Source organism: Agarilytica rhodophyticola (genome assembly GCF_002157225.2).
Classification (GTDB): Bacteria; Pseudomonadota; Gammaproteobacteria; order Pseudomonadales; family Cellvibrionaceae; genus Agarilytica; species Agarilytica rhodophyticola.
In genome coordinates, this window is record NZ_CP020038.1 from 4336336 (window position 1) to 4352227 (window position 15892).

Consider the following 15892-nt stretch of genomic DNA (forward strand, 5'->3'; position numbering starts at 1 on the left):
GTATTTTTCCGATGAGTATATTTAGCAAGCGACAATTGTATATTCTAATAATTTCTTACAAAGAGTTTCTTACAAAGTCTCGGTAAGCAGCAATATAAGTACTTGCATTTAACTTAACTTGTTCCAGATTCATTTCAGGAGAAAATAATCCTGAACCCAATCCAAACCCATTGGCTCCAGCCGCAATAAATTCACCCATCTGAGCGGGAGCAACACCACCAACAGGAAAGATAGGCATAGTAGGAGGTAATATAGCTTTAACCGCCTTAATAGCTTTGGGCCCCAGAATATCGGCAGGAAACATCTTTAAGCTATCTGCACCTGCGTAAATAGCCTTGAAAGCTTCTGTAGGAGTATAAAAGCCCGGCAAAGAATAAAGTGATAGTTTTTTTGTATAACGAATCACTTGTTCATTAGTATTGGGAGAAATAACGATCTTACCACCGGATAAGTGCACTTTATCAACTTCTTCATAAGTCAGAACCGTACCGGCTCCTATTAATATTTCTTCCCCCATATATTTATTTAACAAACTTATGCTTTCATATGGTTTGGGTGAATTTAACGGCACTTCTATAATAGTAAAGCCCGCATCTTTTATAACAGTAGCAACGTCTAATACACGTTCGGGAGTTACCCCCCTTAAAATCGCAATTAAAGGCAATTCTTCGATTGCATCACAAAATGATAAGTCTTTCATATGAATACCTAATACTTAATCAAACCTTCTTGTTCAGCTAACGCAAACATCCCTAAATATGATGCTTGATAGCCTTCAATACAGACAACTTTAGTAGATACAGATAACATCTCGATCACCTCTCGATACAAGTCGTTAAGCTGTTTACTTCCTATTAGACATACTGTCGATAAAGCATCTGATTCATATAGTGTTTCCATTACTTCAATACCAATTAGTAAGCCCGATAAAAAACTACTGGCATCAGCTTCTTGAATTTCGTTTATTAACATTGTTGTTCGCACACTAAATAATTGATGTAGCATGCCTCCACCACTAGATCGCGCTTGAATAAGACCTTTTTTGAATACTTCAGGGTTTATAACTCGAGGTTCGTCAAGTGAAGTGGCACTACGCAAAATACTGTGGCGATCAAGTACATCAAATAGCTCCCCTGTCATGAAGGTGCTACAGTTCAAAATGCATGGATTGGAGCCATTAGAAGTATCGACTTGAACCCACTTAGAATGAGTGCCGGGTAAGCAAATAAGTTGAGGAACTGAATTACCACTTCTATCGCCACTTTTCTGCATTAAATTCAGCCCGCCAAAGGCTTGAATCTCCTCACCTCTCATGAGGTCTACTTGCCCGAAAACAGAACGACCTTTAACACCTGGAGTGATGTAGATATCCAGATTTTTTTTATTTTCAACTTTAACGATGGACTGAGCTAATTGGGAAGCTTTCACAGGGCAATCGATATAAGAAGTTTCGCACCAACCTTTTTGGCTACCAATCATACCGCACATGATAATGGCTAGCTTGTTAAATTTTAACCATGGGTTAATGTGGTGATACAAAACTTCTTCCATTTCATTCGGATGCAATGATAACACACCAGTATTTGCGCTGACGGTATCTAGTACCTCACTATCGCTATTAAGCAAAAATGCACGGAAATTACTTCCTCCCCAATCAACACAAATCAAGGCAGGTAAATCACTTATTTCACTATTCACTAGATTAATAATCTCTCTATTAAATATTTTGCTTAATCAGCTATATGTCATACTGAAAACCTTTCAATGAATTTCATATCAGGTTCAATACCCAGTCCGGGACCTTGGGGTAATGCAACAAATCCATCTTGAGCTTTTACTTGCGGTAAAATATTAAGTGGTGTCGCAAGCAAATCCTCACGAAAATGGTTAGGCGTCGTATCGTACTCTAACATCGGCTGGGTGGGGTGAGCGGCACCAGGAAAATCAGGTAAAGAAGCGACTAAGTGTAAATTGGTTGCAACTGCAATAGCAGACCCCCAAACGTGATTAATAATTGGGATAAAGTATGCCTGCGCCATCGCTAGAACTTTTTGATATTGTGTAATACCCCCTAAGCCACAAACCTCTGGCTGTAAAACATCAACGCATCGATTTTTAATAAAGTCTCTAAATCCCCATATCGTAAACTCAGCCTCGCCACCGGCAATATTAATATCAAGTGCTTCGCATAGTTCTCGATAACCTTGATAATCTTCTGGCGCCACGGGTTCTTCGAACCAACTAACACCGAGTTGCTCTAACTCCCGTCCCAAAGGAATAGCCTCCCTAGTGGTATACGCATGGTTAGCATCGACCATTAATTTTACGTCATTACCGATACTACTGCGCACAGATTCAACCAGCTTAATATCCTTGTCCACGCCAAGACCTATCTTCATTTTCATAGCCTTGAAGCCTTGCTCGACAATGGACCGGCTTTCACGTTCAAAACGCTCAGCTAAATCCGGCACACGCTGTAGCATCATGCCGTAACCATATACTTGTATTTGGTCACGAAACGCGCCGCCGAGTAATTGATAAAGTGGTTTATCATAAACTTTACCTGCGATATCCCATAACGCAATATCAATACCTGACATTGATTGGATCGGCATCCCCTTTTGACCATGATCTCGCACTAAGTTATACACTTTATGCCAGATAACTTCTCTATCTAGAGGATCCATTCCCACTATCATTGGACTAATAACTTTTTCGACAATTGTCTTGTTCGCAAAAGCAATGTTGCCACCACCAAAACATTCACCCCACCCTGTTATACCGACGTCTGTTCTGACCTCTACAAGATGAGCTGTGCGTTTACTATAGTATTGCTGAGAGTACCCAAGCTCTTCATCTAAATCGTATTGCAGAACGTGGCTTACAATTTCTATTATCTTCATTACCGGGAATTTCCTTAAATAAGTGCCTGAGATATACGCTTTACAGCGAAGTAATCATCAAGAGCAAGATAAGAGCAGTCGACACCAACACCTGATTGCTTTAAACCACAGTGGGGTAGATCAACAGCATATTTAACGCCGTTAACATGTACCTCACCAAAATTTAACTGATTTGCGCAGCGTTCAATTCTTTCTGGATCATGACTGAATATAAAAGATGAAAGTCCAGCATCAGTTGCATTTGCTTTGGCGATAACTTCTTCCTCATCTCGAAACCTGGAAATACTAACAACAGGCCCAAAGACCTCCTCTCGATAAATTTTCATCGCGGCATTAACGCCGGTTAAAATTGTAGGAGCATAAAAATATCCGCTACTCATATTTTCTGGGCGCCCTCCACCCAGAAGCATTTCAGCACCATTACTTATCGCATCTTTAACAAGTTCATCGATTCTATTCCATGCAGCTTCATCAATGACCGGGCCCATGTCTATATCAGCTGTTTTATCGAAGCCTACTTTGATTAATTTGGTACGTTCAACAATTTTATCAATAAGGGTATTTTCTACTTTTGCGTCGACGTAAATACGATTGGGGGCAACACAGATCTGACCTGCATTACTAAATTTGAGACTGCAAATAATATCTGCTGCAAGATCCAGATCTGCATCTTCAAAAATCAGTACTGGAGCATTCCCTCCAAGCTCCATTGAATAACGCTTTATCGAAGTTGCACCAGTTTTCATAACATGACGCCCCGTCGCTGTCGATCCGATTAGTGTCACTAGCGCAGGAATGGTTGAACTAGAAATCTCATCCCCAAGCACTTTATCATCACCACAAACAATATTGACAACACCGGGAGGTAGATCAATTTCGGAACATATTTGACCAACCGCACATGCCGACAACGGTGTTTTTAAAGAAGGCTTAACGACAATTGGACAACCGGCAGCCATAGCTGGCCCAAGTTTATAAGCAAGATTAAGTAGTGGGAAATTCCAGGCTAAAAAAGCGGCCGTAACACCAATAGGCACAGACTTTATACTATGGTTATAGGCCCCATCCGGATCAGCAATTTTCTGAGGCAGCTTGCGTTGAATCTCTGTTGCATAAAAGTCCAAGCAATGAAGTAACATAGAAAAATCATCTAAAGTGCTCGCCCAACTTTTGCCCATCTCCATATGAATACAATCTCTGAGGTGCTCTTCTCTATCCGCAATTGCGTTACGAAGCCTTTGCATCCACTCTACACGATATTCAATAGAAGAATTAGACCAAAAGGGAAAGGCTGAATTTGCCGCATCAAGAGCAGCTTTTGCTTCTTTGATTCCACCGCTCTGAACCGTTCCAATGGCTTTTTGTGTTGCAGGATTGATAATCTCAGTACTTGATTCACATTGAACTAACTCACCATTAATGTAGAGCTGCTTATCAAAATTCATATCTATTTGCTCTTATTTATCTCGATTCTTTACAAGGTATAAAGCGATATTTTTATTTTTACTAAGACCAATATAAACATATGATGTTTCAAAAGACAATATGTTTTACATGAGTATCTATACATATAATCGACTTAAGAGTGGCAACCATGTCGACATAAGAAGGAAAAAGTATCGACGAAACCTCAATATTTACCAGATCAATACGCCTTGAAAGAGCTTTTTATCACAATATGGTTATATAGAAAGCTGATCATATTCCCCAAGCGCTTATTTTTTAATCTACGAGAGCGATTTAATATGCTATTGCCCATCAAAACATCATATGTTTAAATAAATAATATGAACTGCTCAATACGATAATTATAAATGAGAAGTATCCAATCGTAGCTTTTCCAACTGCCTAGATAACCTATAGCTTGTTTAGTCCGCAGAATGAACGGGAGCGTTCACGTCCAAAACAATTCGCAATATAAAAGTAGAGAAAGATCTAACGGGGTAAATGCATGCCAAATTATAATAATCGACAAAAAATCTTGGCTCTAGCCGGATCATTTCTATCAGTCATTACCGTCACATCAAAGGCTCAAGAGGACAGGAATACGATAGAAACCGAAGAAATCATCATTGTAAATACGCAAAAACGAGATCAGGCCCTTAAAGAAGTGCCCGCCTCGGTACAGGTATTAAAAGGAGATATTATCGAACAGTTTGCTGTAGAAAACGGTTTTGACTTGGTGAAATACCTTCCAGGCTTTGGTATTGACGACAGCACAGAAATACGTACAACAACTCTCAAAACCCGTGGAATTGGGACTTTTACTAATTCTATTGGTCTGCAATCATCTAATTTAGTGGTGATAGATGGTGAAGTATTACCGCGACAATCCATGCTCAATTTAACGGTTACGGATATTGAACGTGTCGAAGCTTTACGTGGTCCACAGGGGACATTATTTGGGCAAAATACTTCCACGGGCCTCATTCATTACGTCACTAAAAAACCTGTCTTGGAGGAGCTAACTGGTCGTATACGTTTTGAGGCAACAGAATATAGTGGTCGAGATGTTAGAGCCCATGTGAACTTGCCCATTACAGATCAGTTGGCGGCAAGGATAAATCTGCAACACGGTCAAGTGGATGGCTGGATTCGCAATACCATGCCCGGCGAGGAGGATAATGATATTGGTGAAGAAGAACGGTTCGGCGTTCGAGGTCAGCTCCTGTTCGATAATAGCGAAGATTTGGACATATTGATGCGCATAGAGTACTCAGAAAGGGATACAAACTGTTGTGCATTTACTCGTATTGGAGGCATCAACCCCGACTTTGGTCCAAATCCAATTATTCTTGTTAACGACGATGGCTCTATACAAGGTACGAGTTACAACCGTATTAATCCCGAATTATCTTTTGAAGATGCTGGCCGTCCGGTTACTGCACGAAATGCGGAAGCTAACTTTGGCACCACAGAAAACTTCGGCACATCTATCGCATCCAACTATCAAATTAGTGACGCTTTAACACTTTCATACAACGGTAGTTACCGTGATTTCGAATTAGTTAACAGTTCAGGTTTTTTTACTGTTAACTTTCCTGTTGAACGTTCTGCCTTCGGTGGTAACGAAACGGTAGAAGTTATTCAGCAAGAGCTTAGGCTAAGCTCCTTTGGAAATGAAAAACTCGATTGGATAGTGGGATTATTTTACCACGATACCGATGGACAGCGTTCAGAAACGCGAGACGGCTGTATAGCAGGAAGACGTGGCTTGATCGAAAATGGCGAGCTGGCAGGCTGCTACACCGGCGCGTCTACCGATACATTTTTGGCAAACTTGCGAGATACTGGTATTGACGACCGTTCCCTACTGGTTCCAGGACGCTTATTGAATGGTGGAGACTTTACGACTAACTTCGAAAATTTCGCTATTTTTGGACAGTTAGAATATCAATTAACTTCTAAGTTTGATGCCACTTTTGGTTTTAGGTTTTTAAAAGAAAATGGCTCGGCAAGTTTTTCTCGAACTGTTCTTAATACACCATCAACAGGTGTTGGCCTAGATAGCTTCCAAGAAGTATTAGCATTGGCGCAAACTGACTCATCGTTAATAGTTAATCAAACTGCGCCAACAGTTTTTTCAGATTCCGACGAGCACTTTATTTACAAAGCCGTTCTCGGTTATGACTTTAGTGATGATATTCGAGGTTATATTAATTATTCCACTGGATACAAAGGGTCATCTTATTTCGTTACAACAAATACAGACCCTGCTGAAGCTGACAATTTCCCTACCGCTCCAGAGCAATCGACCAACTTTGAAGTCGGCTTGCGAAGCGGTTTTTTCGACAATCAATTTTTATTTAACTTCACTTACTTCGATATGTCTGTAGAAGACTATCAAGTTAGAGCTGTGCGTATTCTTGACGAAGATAACGGCAATGTATTTGCTGGCTTTGTCAACGCGGAAGAAGCAAGATCAACTGGTGTCGAACTCGATTTACTATGGAAAATTACCAATAACACAATCCTAACTGCAAGCTATACAAATTTTGATGCGAGATTTGAGGATTTCGCTAATGCACCGGTTAACTGCCCTCGTTTAGGCGACGATAGATCAGGCGGCACGCTTGCAGACCGATGCTCTATTATCGCTGGCGCTAATCGTTTAGATCAAACAGGCTTACCATTTCCCAATAACGCGGAGGAACAATTCTTAGGTAGTATCAAGCAGCACTTTGATATTAACGGTAATTGGCAAGCTGATATGACCGCTCTATGGCGCTACAATAGTGAAGCGACGCAAACAGTGAATGAAATTGCTTTTCAACAGGCATCGAATCCATCGAACAGCATATGGGATTTATATTTTAATATCAACGAAAATAACCTGGGTTTTAGTCTATTTATAAAAAATGTTTTCGATAAAGAGTACACTACTCGGAGGAACACCAACACTCTAGGCTTCGGGTCAGGTTTCTTCCCTCGTGACTGGACACGCTTTGTCGGCGGCAGTGTCCAATATTCCTTCTAAATACAAGAAAATCAGGTGTAGATAAAAGCATCTCATCTTGTATATTCAAAAAAGAGTATTCAAGGATAGAAACTCTTTTCAAAATAATACTTAAGTTCCTAGCAATTTCATTTTCCTATACAAAAAACGCGTTAGATATTAATGATTATAAAAATTTAAAAATATCGAAAGCAGCGCTATTTAATCAACAAATTAATTTATATTTAATTACCATTTTTATTTTTCCTACAAATTTTATTTTAAATAAATTCGGCACAATAAACCCTATCAAACTCATTAGCATTCATTTTTTTTAATACCGTAATTTAAGTTACTTCTTAGCAACAAAAAAAGAGACGACACAAATTATTTAAAAAAAAACGGTTGTATCGGATTAACACGAACCCGACCAGGACAAATGCTAAAAACATCACACTATAAACATATTATATTTTTAAACATCATATGTTTATGTAGAATAAACACGCGTTTTATCTTTTATCCAAACAATCTACGCAAAAACTTAAACCCTCAACGGATAAATAAAAATGAAAATAAAAATTTTTTCTCGTGTGAATACTCATAAAAAAATATCAAGCCAATCTTCCTTTCCCAATATTAAATATATACGTAAAGCTATTACCGGCTTAGCACTTTTAGGTGCCAGTTTTATCTCCCACGCCGATAGCATAGGTAACCAAGGCGGGTTTTTTAGCAATAACATAAGCGGTTCTAGCGAAGTTGTTAGAGCTACCGGAAACGCCACAGTATTACTCCAACAAGCCATCGATCGTGCATCTCAAAAACAAGGAGGCGGAGTCGTAATATTACGAGGTGATGACATAACACTTGGCCAAATCGAAATGAAATCAAATGTGCGTTTAGAAATACAATCTGGCGCGACATTAAAAATGGCAAGTAGAGTTCTATTTAATTTAGGTCGTAATGGCCTAGGGCCGCGCAATCCTCGACTTCGCAACGTTGAAATCACATCGACAGGCCAAGGGCGTTTCACCATCGATGTAAATAAAAGCCAAATATTTCAAAATGCCATTCCCGTAAGAGTCGGATATGTAAGAAATTTCGCTTTATCTAATTTTAATATCGATGACAACTACACTATTTTTCCCTCTATATTTATGGTGGCAGATAGCGACGATAGACGAGTGCCTAATAATTTAACCTACTCAAGAGTTCCCGAAAAAGGAGTTGTACAAAATATTACTGCAACAAACGTAGCAACAGGTTATGCACTAATTCAATTGTTTAGCGGTAAAAGAATGTTACTCAGAGATTTGGATGCTACAGGAGGGCTTACCATTCGGCTAGAACCAGGCAGTGGTCGACCAAGTGATTTCCTCAATCAAGCAGGCCCTAGAGTAGGAAATATTGAAGATATCCGCATGGAAAATATTCATAACCGAGAAGGCATGGCTGCCATCTTCTTAAAACCTCATGAGAAAATATGTACCGGTATTTTCGGTAGAAACATAACAGCAACTGATAGTGCCTTCGCCATACTTACAAATTCCAGTGATTCCAATAGTTTCACTCGTGGAACATTTGAACAGACAGCCTTCTCTTCTCCTATTAGATTGACACAAACAAATGATTTAGCACTAGCAGATATCGGTGCTTCGTCACAATACTTTGTGGTACCAAGTGAGCGCATTGGTCGCACTAGAATCGCAGACTTTCCGCGAGATCCATCAGGAAGAAGATGGCATACAAAACCAATAGCCCCAGTGTTGTTAGCCTCTTCATTAAATGCTAACGATGCAGGACCAAGAGAAAAAGGCCGTTTCAACATCACGATAAATGGAGTACCAACAACACGAGGTAACCTAGAAAGCAATACAAAAATTCTATATCGAGAAAATGCAATTCGACTAAATGGCAGCGAAGCTACGCAGTGGATAGAACGATAGTTTTTGTGGTGGGAGGTTTGTGAGCCCTCCTGCCTTTTTTAAGTTTATATTTAAAATGTAATTACCAACCAGCGAAGAAAGGTTTCATTATATTTTTTCCCTACTGCATTAATTTCGACGAGATAAAAGGTACCTGATTTATAAAAGCAATATAAATATTTATTTCATAACCAAAAAGGTAACAAGCAATGAAAAAATACAAATTAAGGCATTTTTTAAGATGTATAGTATGTATGGCATTTATAACCAGCGTTGGTATCGAAGCTAGAACATGGGAATTTAAAAACGGCCCTCTCGAAGGTGGTTGGGTATGGGATAAAACAGTTCCGGGAAATTTCCCTGGCCAAATAGGCGGTATCACATTTGAAAACAGCCCTGAGTATGTTTCGACTAGGATTGATGGCAGTAAAGATCGAGTCTTAGTAATTCGCTCAGGAAATAGAATTAATGGCTTAATGCAAGGTGGAGGTATTGAGAGAGCGAATACATTTAACACCAATAAGATGGAGGCCAGATGTCGTATGCAAGGTGAAAACAATGAACAAATTAGGCGTTCTCAAGCTTCATTTTGGCAAGACGTATCAGGACCAAACTCCGTTGAACTCGATGTTTTTGAAATGAAACCAGGTGGTAATTTTATCAACTTCTTATCATGGAAAAATGGTGTGCGTGTTAGACTTATAGAAGAAGGAAGCGAGACGCATAGATGGACGACTGTAGAAGGAGCGCGAGAATGGTCTAATTTTAAATGTTCTACCAGGAACAGAAATAATTTTTCATGTTGGCGTAATAATAAAGATAGAAAAGACTGGACAAAACTTAGAGGTAGTACAGTAGGAAATACAGTTGTTTTACACAATAAACCTTGGAGAATAAATCAGTCAAATCTTTCCTTAGGGCCTGTTGCAGCACTGGAATGTGATTGGGTGCGAAACTAAGCTGATTATGCTTAGTAATAAGGGATAACTAAAAGTTATCCCTCTTTAAATTCTCTGATGTCAATCAATATTGGCAAATGCGGGTAAATAGTTGGTAATATAATAATGCACCCTTTAGTTCCTCTGATACGAAGAGAAATACACAGCTGGCTATATAGTTCTGTTTTTTATACATATATCATACTGTTTTCTTTTTTTTCTTTAGCAGCTATGTTTTTACTTAGCGGTTTTTTAGAACGCAACGAAGCTGAGTTAACCGATTCTTTTTTCGGGTGGCATCCATGGATATTTGCCATGCTTGCACCTGTTATCGGAATGCGTAGTTGGTCTGAAGAAAGTCAGTGTGGAATATTTGAAGTATTAGGAACACAACCCATTAGAATCAGTCATGTTGTCATTGCAAAGACATTAAGTGCTTTTATAGTTATAATTTTATCACTTGTTTTTACATTCCCAGCAGTTATCACGGTATTAATACTGGGCAGTCCAGACACCGGCATTATAGTTTCCGGCTATATTGGAAGTATTCTTTGCGGTTGCTCCTTCGTTGCTATTAGTCAAGCAATATGCGCATACATGCGTGTTTCCATTGGGACTTTCATCTGCTCGATTGCGGTCTGTCTTATTTTAGTAATATGTGGCATCGATGATGTTGCTAATATCATTCTCAAAACATTTCCAAATTTTGTTTGGGTAACCGAGATGTTATCGGGCTTATCTATTCTTACAAAATACTTACCATTCTCTCAAGGCCGCCTTGAGCCAGCAGCCCTCTTTGGTTTTTTCATTATTATAATTATATCAATGGGTATTACCCTAAGAGCTCTTTTAGTCCAGCGTAGCTGTAATAAAAAAAATTCATTTATAAAGAAGTCCCGTAGATATGGTGTTCCTATATATATCTTATTGATCAGTTATATACTTTTATCCACAGGTTTCAACTTTATCCCCGGTTATATCGATCTTACGGAAGATAAAAAATTCACTTTACCAAGGGAAGTTAGTAAAAAAATCGAAAAGCTTAGAAGACCAGTAACAATAAGACTATTCTCCACGAAAAACCATCCTAAGTTTGGTTTCAATTTTGCTCGTTATGAGAAGCGAATAAGAGAAACACTTATACAGCTCAAGAAAAAATCACAAGGAAAAATTGATTTTGAAATATTAGACCCAAACCAGGACCAAGAGGCTGCGCGCATTGCTGCTATCGATGATGTACAAAGTTATAGCGATGAAAATAGCAAACCCTTTATATTTTCTGTCGTTGTAGAAAGTTTGGATAAAAGAAGAGTTTTTAATTCAATCAGCCCTCAAAGGGAAAAATATTTTTTATCTGACTTAATACAAGCAATAATAGATTTGGATAATCCCCATGAAAAAAACATTAGTATATTGTCACCACTTACTAGTAGATCAGATGCAGCAGGATTTTCAAAATGGTCTGGTTTAACAGGATTAGACCCAAGTTATAAACTTAGAGAATTTGATATTAATGATCCTTTTAATGCATCAAATATAGTAATACTCTTTCATAATAATGAATTAGATTCTTCCACTAACAAGTATTTAGAGCAATATTTATTATTTGGCGGCAATATCATTGTATTAACAGACCCATATTCATATATGGTCTCATCATTTGCAGGAGCAGGATCTGAGTCGATTCAGTCGTCTTCAATTCCAGATTTTGTAAAAAAAAGAGGTATAGAACTTGTAAAAGACCAAACTATCTATGATGATCTACTTAAAACTAAAAGAGCGAGTGATTCAGGTAGTGCTTCCGATTTTAGTTTTCTAAGTGTAGGTGCTTCACAATTGCATTCAGGGCACCCCATCACCGCAGGCTTCGATTTGATTCAACTACTATATGCAGGTGCGCTTAAACTAAAGCCAACTGCAGGCTTAAAAACTACAGTGCTAGCAAGTAGCTCAAAACAAGCCCAAACTTTGGACATAGATTATGCGCTGCAGCCTCAAAGCATTATTGTAGAGCAAGCCATGGGCGAAGCTTTTAATATAGAAGCTGGGTATCCTCTTATAGTGCTGCAGGAAAGTGAAGATACTCAAGACAGTGGTCGGCTAGTTGTTGTATCTGACATCGATTGGCTCTATAACATAATAGCGGGCATCAAAAAAGAGGATGGTAGACTTAACTCACAGAACGCCAATATTGGCTTAATGCGAAACATTATAGATTATTTATATGGCGACCCGTCACTAAAGGATTTACGAGTAATGAGTCTAAGTCAACGTCCTTTGCATAAATGGGGTGAAATGCGACAGGCAATCTCAAAGTTATACTTACGGCCAATAGCAAAAATTTCGGGCAAAATTATTAAGTTAGAAAAGGAGTTAGGACGAATAATACAAGCTAGAAAGCCAAACTCTGACCAGATAAATCGCAATTCAAAAGTTGAAAAAAAAATCGAAAAATACAGAAGAGAAATTCGCCTACTTAATATTGAACTTATAACACTAAGAAGTGAACGAGAGCAAGACATAAGGAAGCAACTTACCATAATAAAATGGATAAATATCATTACAGTGCCGCTTATAATATTTTTCATAGCAATGACAATTTTAGCAATAAGATATAAAGATACTAGGAGTGGAGACCATGAGTAATAGCTCCTTTAAAATTATCATATTCAGTTTAATATTTGCGTTTTTTTTAATAGGCTGCGACCAGCTAAAAGAAGGCCCCATAGAAAAAACGATATATTTACTTCCACAATTACATGGTAAAGATATACATTCAATCGAACTTAAAGCAAAAGAAGGGCATTCTCTTTTGGTAAGAAAAAAAAACCAATGGTGGTTATCAGACCCTACAAATTTTCCAGCAGATTCCAGTGTCATTGGAGCGTTTCTGCAAAACTTAAAAGATGCAGAATTAGGAAAAAAACTAGACATAAACGCAGCAGACTATAAGATCATTAACGTAGATGATTCTAGCGGCCTGAAGGTCAAAATCAATTACGATAAAAACAAAAGTATTAAACTTGTATTCGGAAGAATAGATATCCCTAGAAATAGTGATCAAAATACTATAGCAGGCGTCGCGATGATTGCTCGCCGATACATACGAATCATCGACAAAACAGACAGCGTTTACCTTGCGCCTATTTCTCTTATTGATCTATCTTCGTCACCTTCTCTTTGGGCGAACGACAATTTTATTCGTATCCCCTCATTTAAAAGAGTAATAATCAAAGATAATGACAAAGAAATCTACGATATTAGCAGAGACTATATGTATGGCCCATTATTATACAACAATAAAAATGAAAAATTGGCAGCCAATACTTTTTCCTGTTTTGAAGATTTTCTTAAAGGTGGTCAATTCATGGGGCTAGCGCAGCACAACGAGGCACTTTCACCTGGAGATACACACCACCGTTATCACTTATATATCTACGATTTTCTCGGTTTAGAATACGCATTTCAGTTTGGTATACCAATACTGCCTACTGATAGTGAAAGAAGTCGGCAAGCGATGCAAGCCAACTTTATTCATGATGGTTTAGCGAATAAAAAAGTTCCATTTACAATGCATTTAAAGATAAAAAATGAAAAACCCAAATTAGACTCTACTGCGAGAACACTTAGAGAATACAATATAGAGATTTCAAAAAAAATCACTAATCGTTTGATTTATTTAAACCATGAAAATTATGTGTGCTTATCAAAATTTATAAACAAAGGAATAGCGGGATGATAAATATATCTATTTCAGCAATTATCGTCCTGTTTATTATAACACTCGTAACGGCGACCGCCAAAAGCGAAGAATCCGCAGAAGATTTAGAGAATGAGTTACAATGGATATTAGACATTCCTGATAAAGACTGGAGAACTGAGATTAAATCTTTAGCACTAATGCTTGAATCTGGAAATTATACAGGTGCCAATAATCATCTAGACTCTTGGCTGATGCGCGACTTCGATACAGCAATTCTATCTTTACCAAACTTCCAACAATTTCACTTTTACTTTTCTGGTTATGATTACGCCTCAATATTTGCTAAATACTTAGATAAATTCGATGGAGAAAAGAGAATTCACATGCTTGCTAACTTAGGCTTAAAAAATACCAGCGTGAGTCAAGTAGGTTTTCTCACTATGAGTGAATGGTGGTTTAAATCCTCTCAGGAAATGTCAGACTGGATTAAAAGAACACCTGGATTTTTTGAAACGCTCTATATCGAAGAATTTTTACATCGCGTTCTTATCGACAATAAGAACCATTCTAGTTTATTCCAATTATTCTTTTCCTTACAGAAAGATGATATTCGAAAGGGCAAGTTCATAGCTCAAATTACTGAAAGCTGGCTTAAATATGATTCGATATCAGCGATAAACCATATTGAAAATACTATTGCAAATCAGGATAAAAATACGGATGTAGCTTTCGATCAATCGCTACAGCTGATAGGTTATCATTATAGCAACCTTGATAATTACGAAAAATCATTAATTTGGGCTTTAAAAATACGCGACCCTATAACACGAGATCTATCAATTAGGGAATACAGTTTTTCGGTAGAAAAACCCACGAACATACATCATTTTTCCAAAATATTGAAAGATTATAAGTTCACAAAAGAAAAATTTCATCATGAAATTTTAAGCCACTTCAAAAACGTAAAAATTCGTAATTGACATTGAGTATTAAACTTTCCCTATGATAGAAGTAAATGACATTCACAAAAGATACAGTAACCATCATGTTCTTAAAGGTATAAATTTTACAGCACCAAAAGGACATGTCACCGGTTTAGTCGGGCAAAACGGCGCCGGAAAATCTACTGCCATACGTATAATAGCGGGATTCGAAGACTCAGATTCGGGTTCTGTTGTTATCAATGGAAAGAAAATGCACATAAATGCTGTTGAAACTAAAAGTATGGTGGGATACGCACCTGAAAATGCACCTTCTTATCGAGAGCACACGGTACATGAATACTTATCGTTTATTGCAAATATACGTGGCCTTTCGAAGGTAGATAAAAAAAGCGAATTAGAACGTGCCATAGACGCTTTTTCATTGGAAAAAGTGCTAAGCCAACTCATCGGAACATTGTCTAAAGGGTACCGTCATCGAGTATCTTTGGCACAGTGCCTTTTAGGTGATCCACCTGTCATAATACTCGATGAGCCTACCGATGGATTAGACCCTATCCAAAAAATAGCAGCACGCCAAATGATTTTGAAATTAGCACAATCAAAAGTGATACTGCTAACAACACATTTACTGGAAGAAGTGGACATGCTATGTAGTAGAGTTGTTGCAATTCGTCAAGGAAAAATTGTATATCAAGGTAGCACTGACGAGGTTATAAAGACCACGACAGCTGAAGATCTTATTCATTTGCGACTAGAGAAATGTGAGACCAAGTATTTTGAATCAGTTTTGAGAGACCTACCAGGACTAGTGTCGTTAGAGCATAATAACAGCGAAAATGATACACACATAAAAATAAGACTCTCTAAAAGCGATATTAATAGAGATATTTCAAATGAAATATCTCTAGCCTTACAAGCTTATAATTTGAGAATTATTGAATTATACCGAGAAAAACCAAAATTAGAGAACATATTTCATGAGTATTAATACTACCCATACTTATCAAAGCTATACTTTTTTGCAACTTTATAAACAATGCT

The 15892-nt window shown here is 37.9% G+C and carries 11 protein-coding genes; 7 read left to right on the plus strand and 4 right to left on the minus strand.

Annotation, left to right across the window (positions count from 1 at the left end):
* Positions 1–55: 55 nt before the first annotated feature.
* From BVC89_RS18165 to BVC89_RS18180, 4 genes are read right to left on the minus strand one after another with little or no spacing between them, the layout of a single operon-like run.
* A complete protein-coding gene (locus BVC89_RS18165; RefSeq protein ID WP_086932557.1) occupies positions 56–700 on the minus strand; it encodes a 2-dehydro-3-deoxy-6-phosphogalactonate aldolase in 645 nt (214 codons plus the stop codon).
* A gap of 8 nt (positions 701–708) precedes the next feature.
* Complete coding sequence (locus tag BVC89_RS18170) at positions 709–1698, minus strand: 2-dehydro-3-deoxygalactonokinase (protein WP_158658015.1); 990 nt, start codon at positions 1696–1698, stop codon at positions 709–711.
* A gap of 47 nt (positions 1699–1745) precedes the next feature.
* Complete coding sequence (locus tag BVC89_RS18175; RefSeq protein ID WP_086932559.1) at positions 1746–2903, minus strand: mandelate racemase/muconate lactonizing enzyme family protein; 1158 nt, start codon at positions 2901–2903, stop codon at positions 1746–1748.
* Between the two features lie 14 nt (positions 2904–2917).
* The gene (locus tag BVC89_RS18180) at positions 2918–4348 is read right to left on the minus strand and encodes an NAD-dependent succinate-semialdehyde dehydrogenase (RefSeq protein WP_086932560.1); all 1431 of its coding nucleotides are present in this window, start codon (positions 4346–4348) and stop codon (positions 2918–2920) included.
* A gap of 506 nt (positions 4349–4854) precedes the next feature.
* On the opposite strand from BVC89_RS18180, the gene BVC89_RS18185 reads away from it, so the two are divergent.
* The 7 genes from BVC89_RS18185 to BVC89_RS18215 all read left to right on the plus strand — a co-directional run bounded on the left by BVC89_RS18185 (position 4855) and on the right by BVC89_RS18215 (position 15839).
* Entirely contained in the window at positions 4855–7380 is a 2526-nt protein-coding gene (locus tag BVC89_RS18185) for a TonB-dependent receptor (protein WP_086932561.1), read from the plus strand.
* Between the two features lie 527 nt (positions 7381–7907).
* Positions 7908–9287, plus strand: coding sequence for a glycoside hydrolase family protein (locus BVC89_RS18190; protein WP_086932562.1), 1380 nt, complete (start codon positions 7908–7910; stop codon positions 9285–9287).
* A 233-nt stretch (positions 9288–9520) separates the two neighbouring features.
* Positions 9521–10225, plus strand: coding sequence for a hypothetical protein (locus BVC89_RS18195; RefSeq protein WP_086932563.1), 705 nt, complete (start codon positions 9521–9523; stop codon positions 10223–10225).
* 105 nt (positions 10226–10330) lie between these two features.
* Complete coding sequence (locus tag BVC89_RS18200; RefSeq protein ID WP_086932564.1) at positions 10331–12850, plus strand: Gldg family protein; 2520 nt, start codon at positions 10331–10333, stop codon at positions 12848–12850.
* Positions 12843–13943 carry a DUF4340 domain-containing protein gene (locus BVC89_RS18205; protein ID WP_086932565.1) on the plus strand — a complete coding sequence of 367 codons (1101 nt, stop codon included), beginning with the start codon at positions 12843–12845 and terminating at the stop codon, positions 13941–13943. The genes BVC89_RS18200 and BVC89_RS18205 overlap by 8 nt, the downstream gene beginning before the upstream one ends.
* On the plus strand, positions 13940–14887 hold the full coding sequence (locus BVC89_RS18210) for a hypothetical protein (RefSeq protein WP_086932566.1): 948 nt from the start codon (positions 13940–13942) through the stop codon (positions 14885–14887). Before BVC89_RS18205 ends, BVC89_RS18210 begins: the two co-directional genes overlap by 4 nt.
* Before the next feature lie 22 nt (positions 14888–14909).
* A complete protein-coding gene (locus tag BVC89_RS18215) occupies positions 14910–15839 on the plus strand; it encodes an ABC transporter ATP-binding protein (protein ID WP_086932567.1) in 930 nt (309 codons plus the stop codon).
* Positions 15840–15892 lie beyond the last annotated feature (53 nt).

Excerpts from the sequence above, each read along its gene's own strand:
- BVC89_RS18165 (WP_086932557.1), bottom strand. The coding sequence starts at position 700 with ATGAAAGACTTATCATTTTGTGATGCAATCGAAGAATTGCCTTTAATT.
- BVC89_RS18175 (WP_086932559.1), bottom strand. The coding sequence starts at position 2,903 with ATGAAGATAATAGAAATTGTAAGCCACGTTCTGCAATACGATTTAGAT.
- BVC89_RS18180 (WP_086932560.1), bottom strand. The coding sequence starts at position 4,348 with ATGAATTTTGATAAGCAGCTCTACATTAATGGTGAGTTAGTTCAATGT.
- BVC89_RS18185 (WP_086932561.1), top strand. The coding sequence starts at position 4,855 with ATGCCAAATTATAATAATCGACAAAAAATCTTGGCTCTAGCCGGATCA.
- BVC89_RS18190 (WP_086932562.1), top strand. The coding sequence starts at position 7,908 with ATGAAAATAAAAATTTTTTCTCGTGTGAATACTCATAAAAAAATATCA.
- BVC89_RS18195 (WP_086932563.1), top strand. The coding sequence starts at position 9,521 with ATGGCATTTATAACCAGCGTTGGTATCGAAGCTAGAACATGGGAATTT.
- BVC89_RS18200 (WP_086932564.1), top strand. The coding sequence starts at position 10,331 with ATGCACCCTTTAGTTCCTCTGATACGAAGAGAAATACACAGCTGGCTA.
- BVC89_RS18205 (WP_086932565.1), top strand. The coding sequence starts at position 12,843 with ATGAGTAATAGCTCCTTTAAAATTATCATATTCAGTTTAATATTTGCG.
- BVC89_RS18210 (WP_086932566.1), top strand. The coding sequence starts at position 13,940 with ATGATAAATATATCTATTTCAGCAATTATCGTCCTGTTTATTATAACA.
- BVC89_RS18215 (WP_086932567.1), top strand. The coding sequence starts at position 14,910 with ATGATAGAAGTAAATGACATTCACAAAAGATACAGTAACCATCATGTT.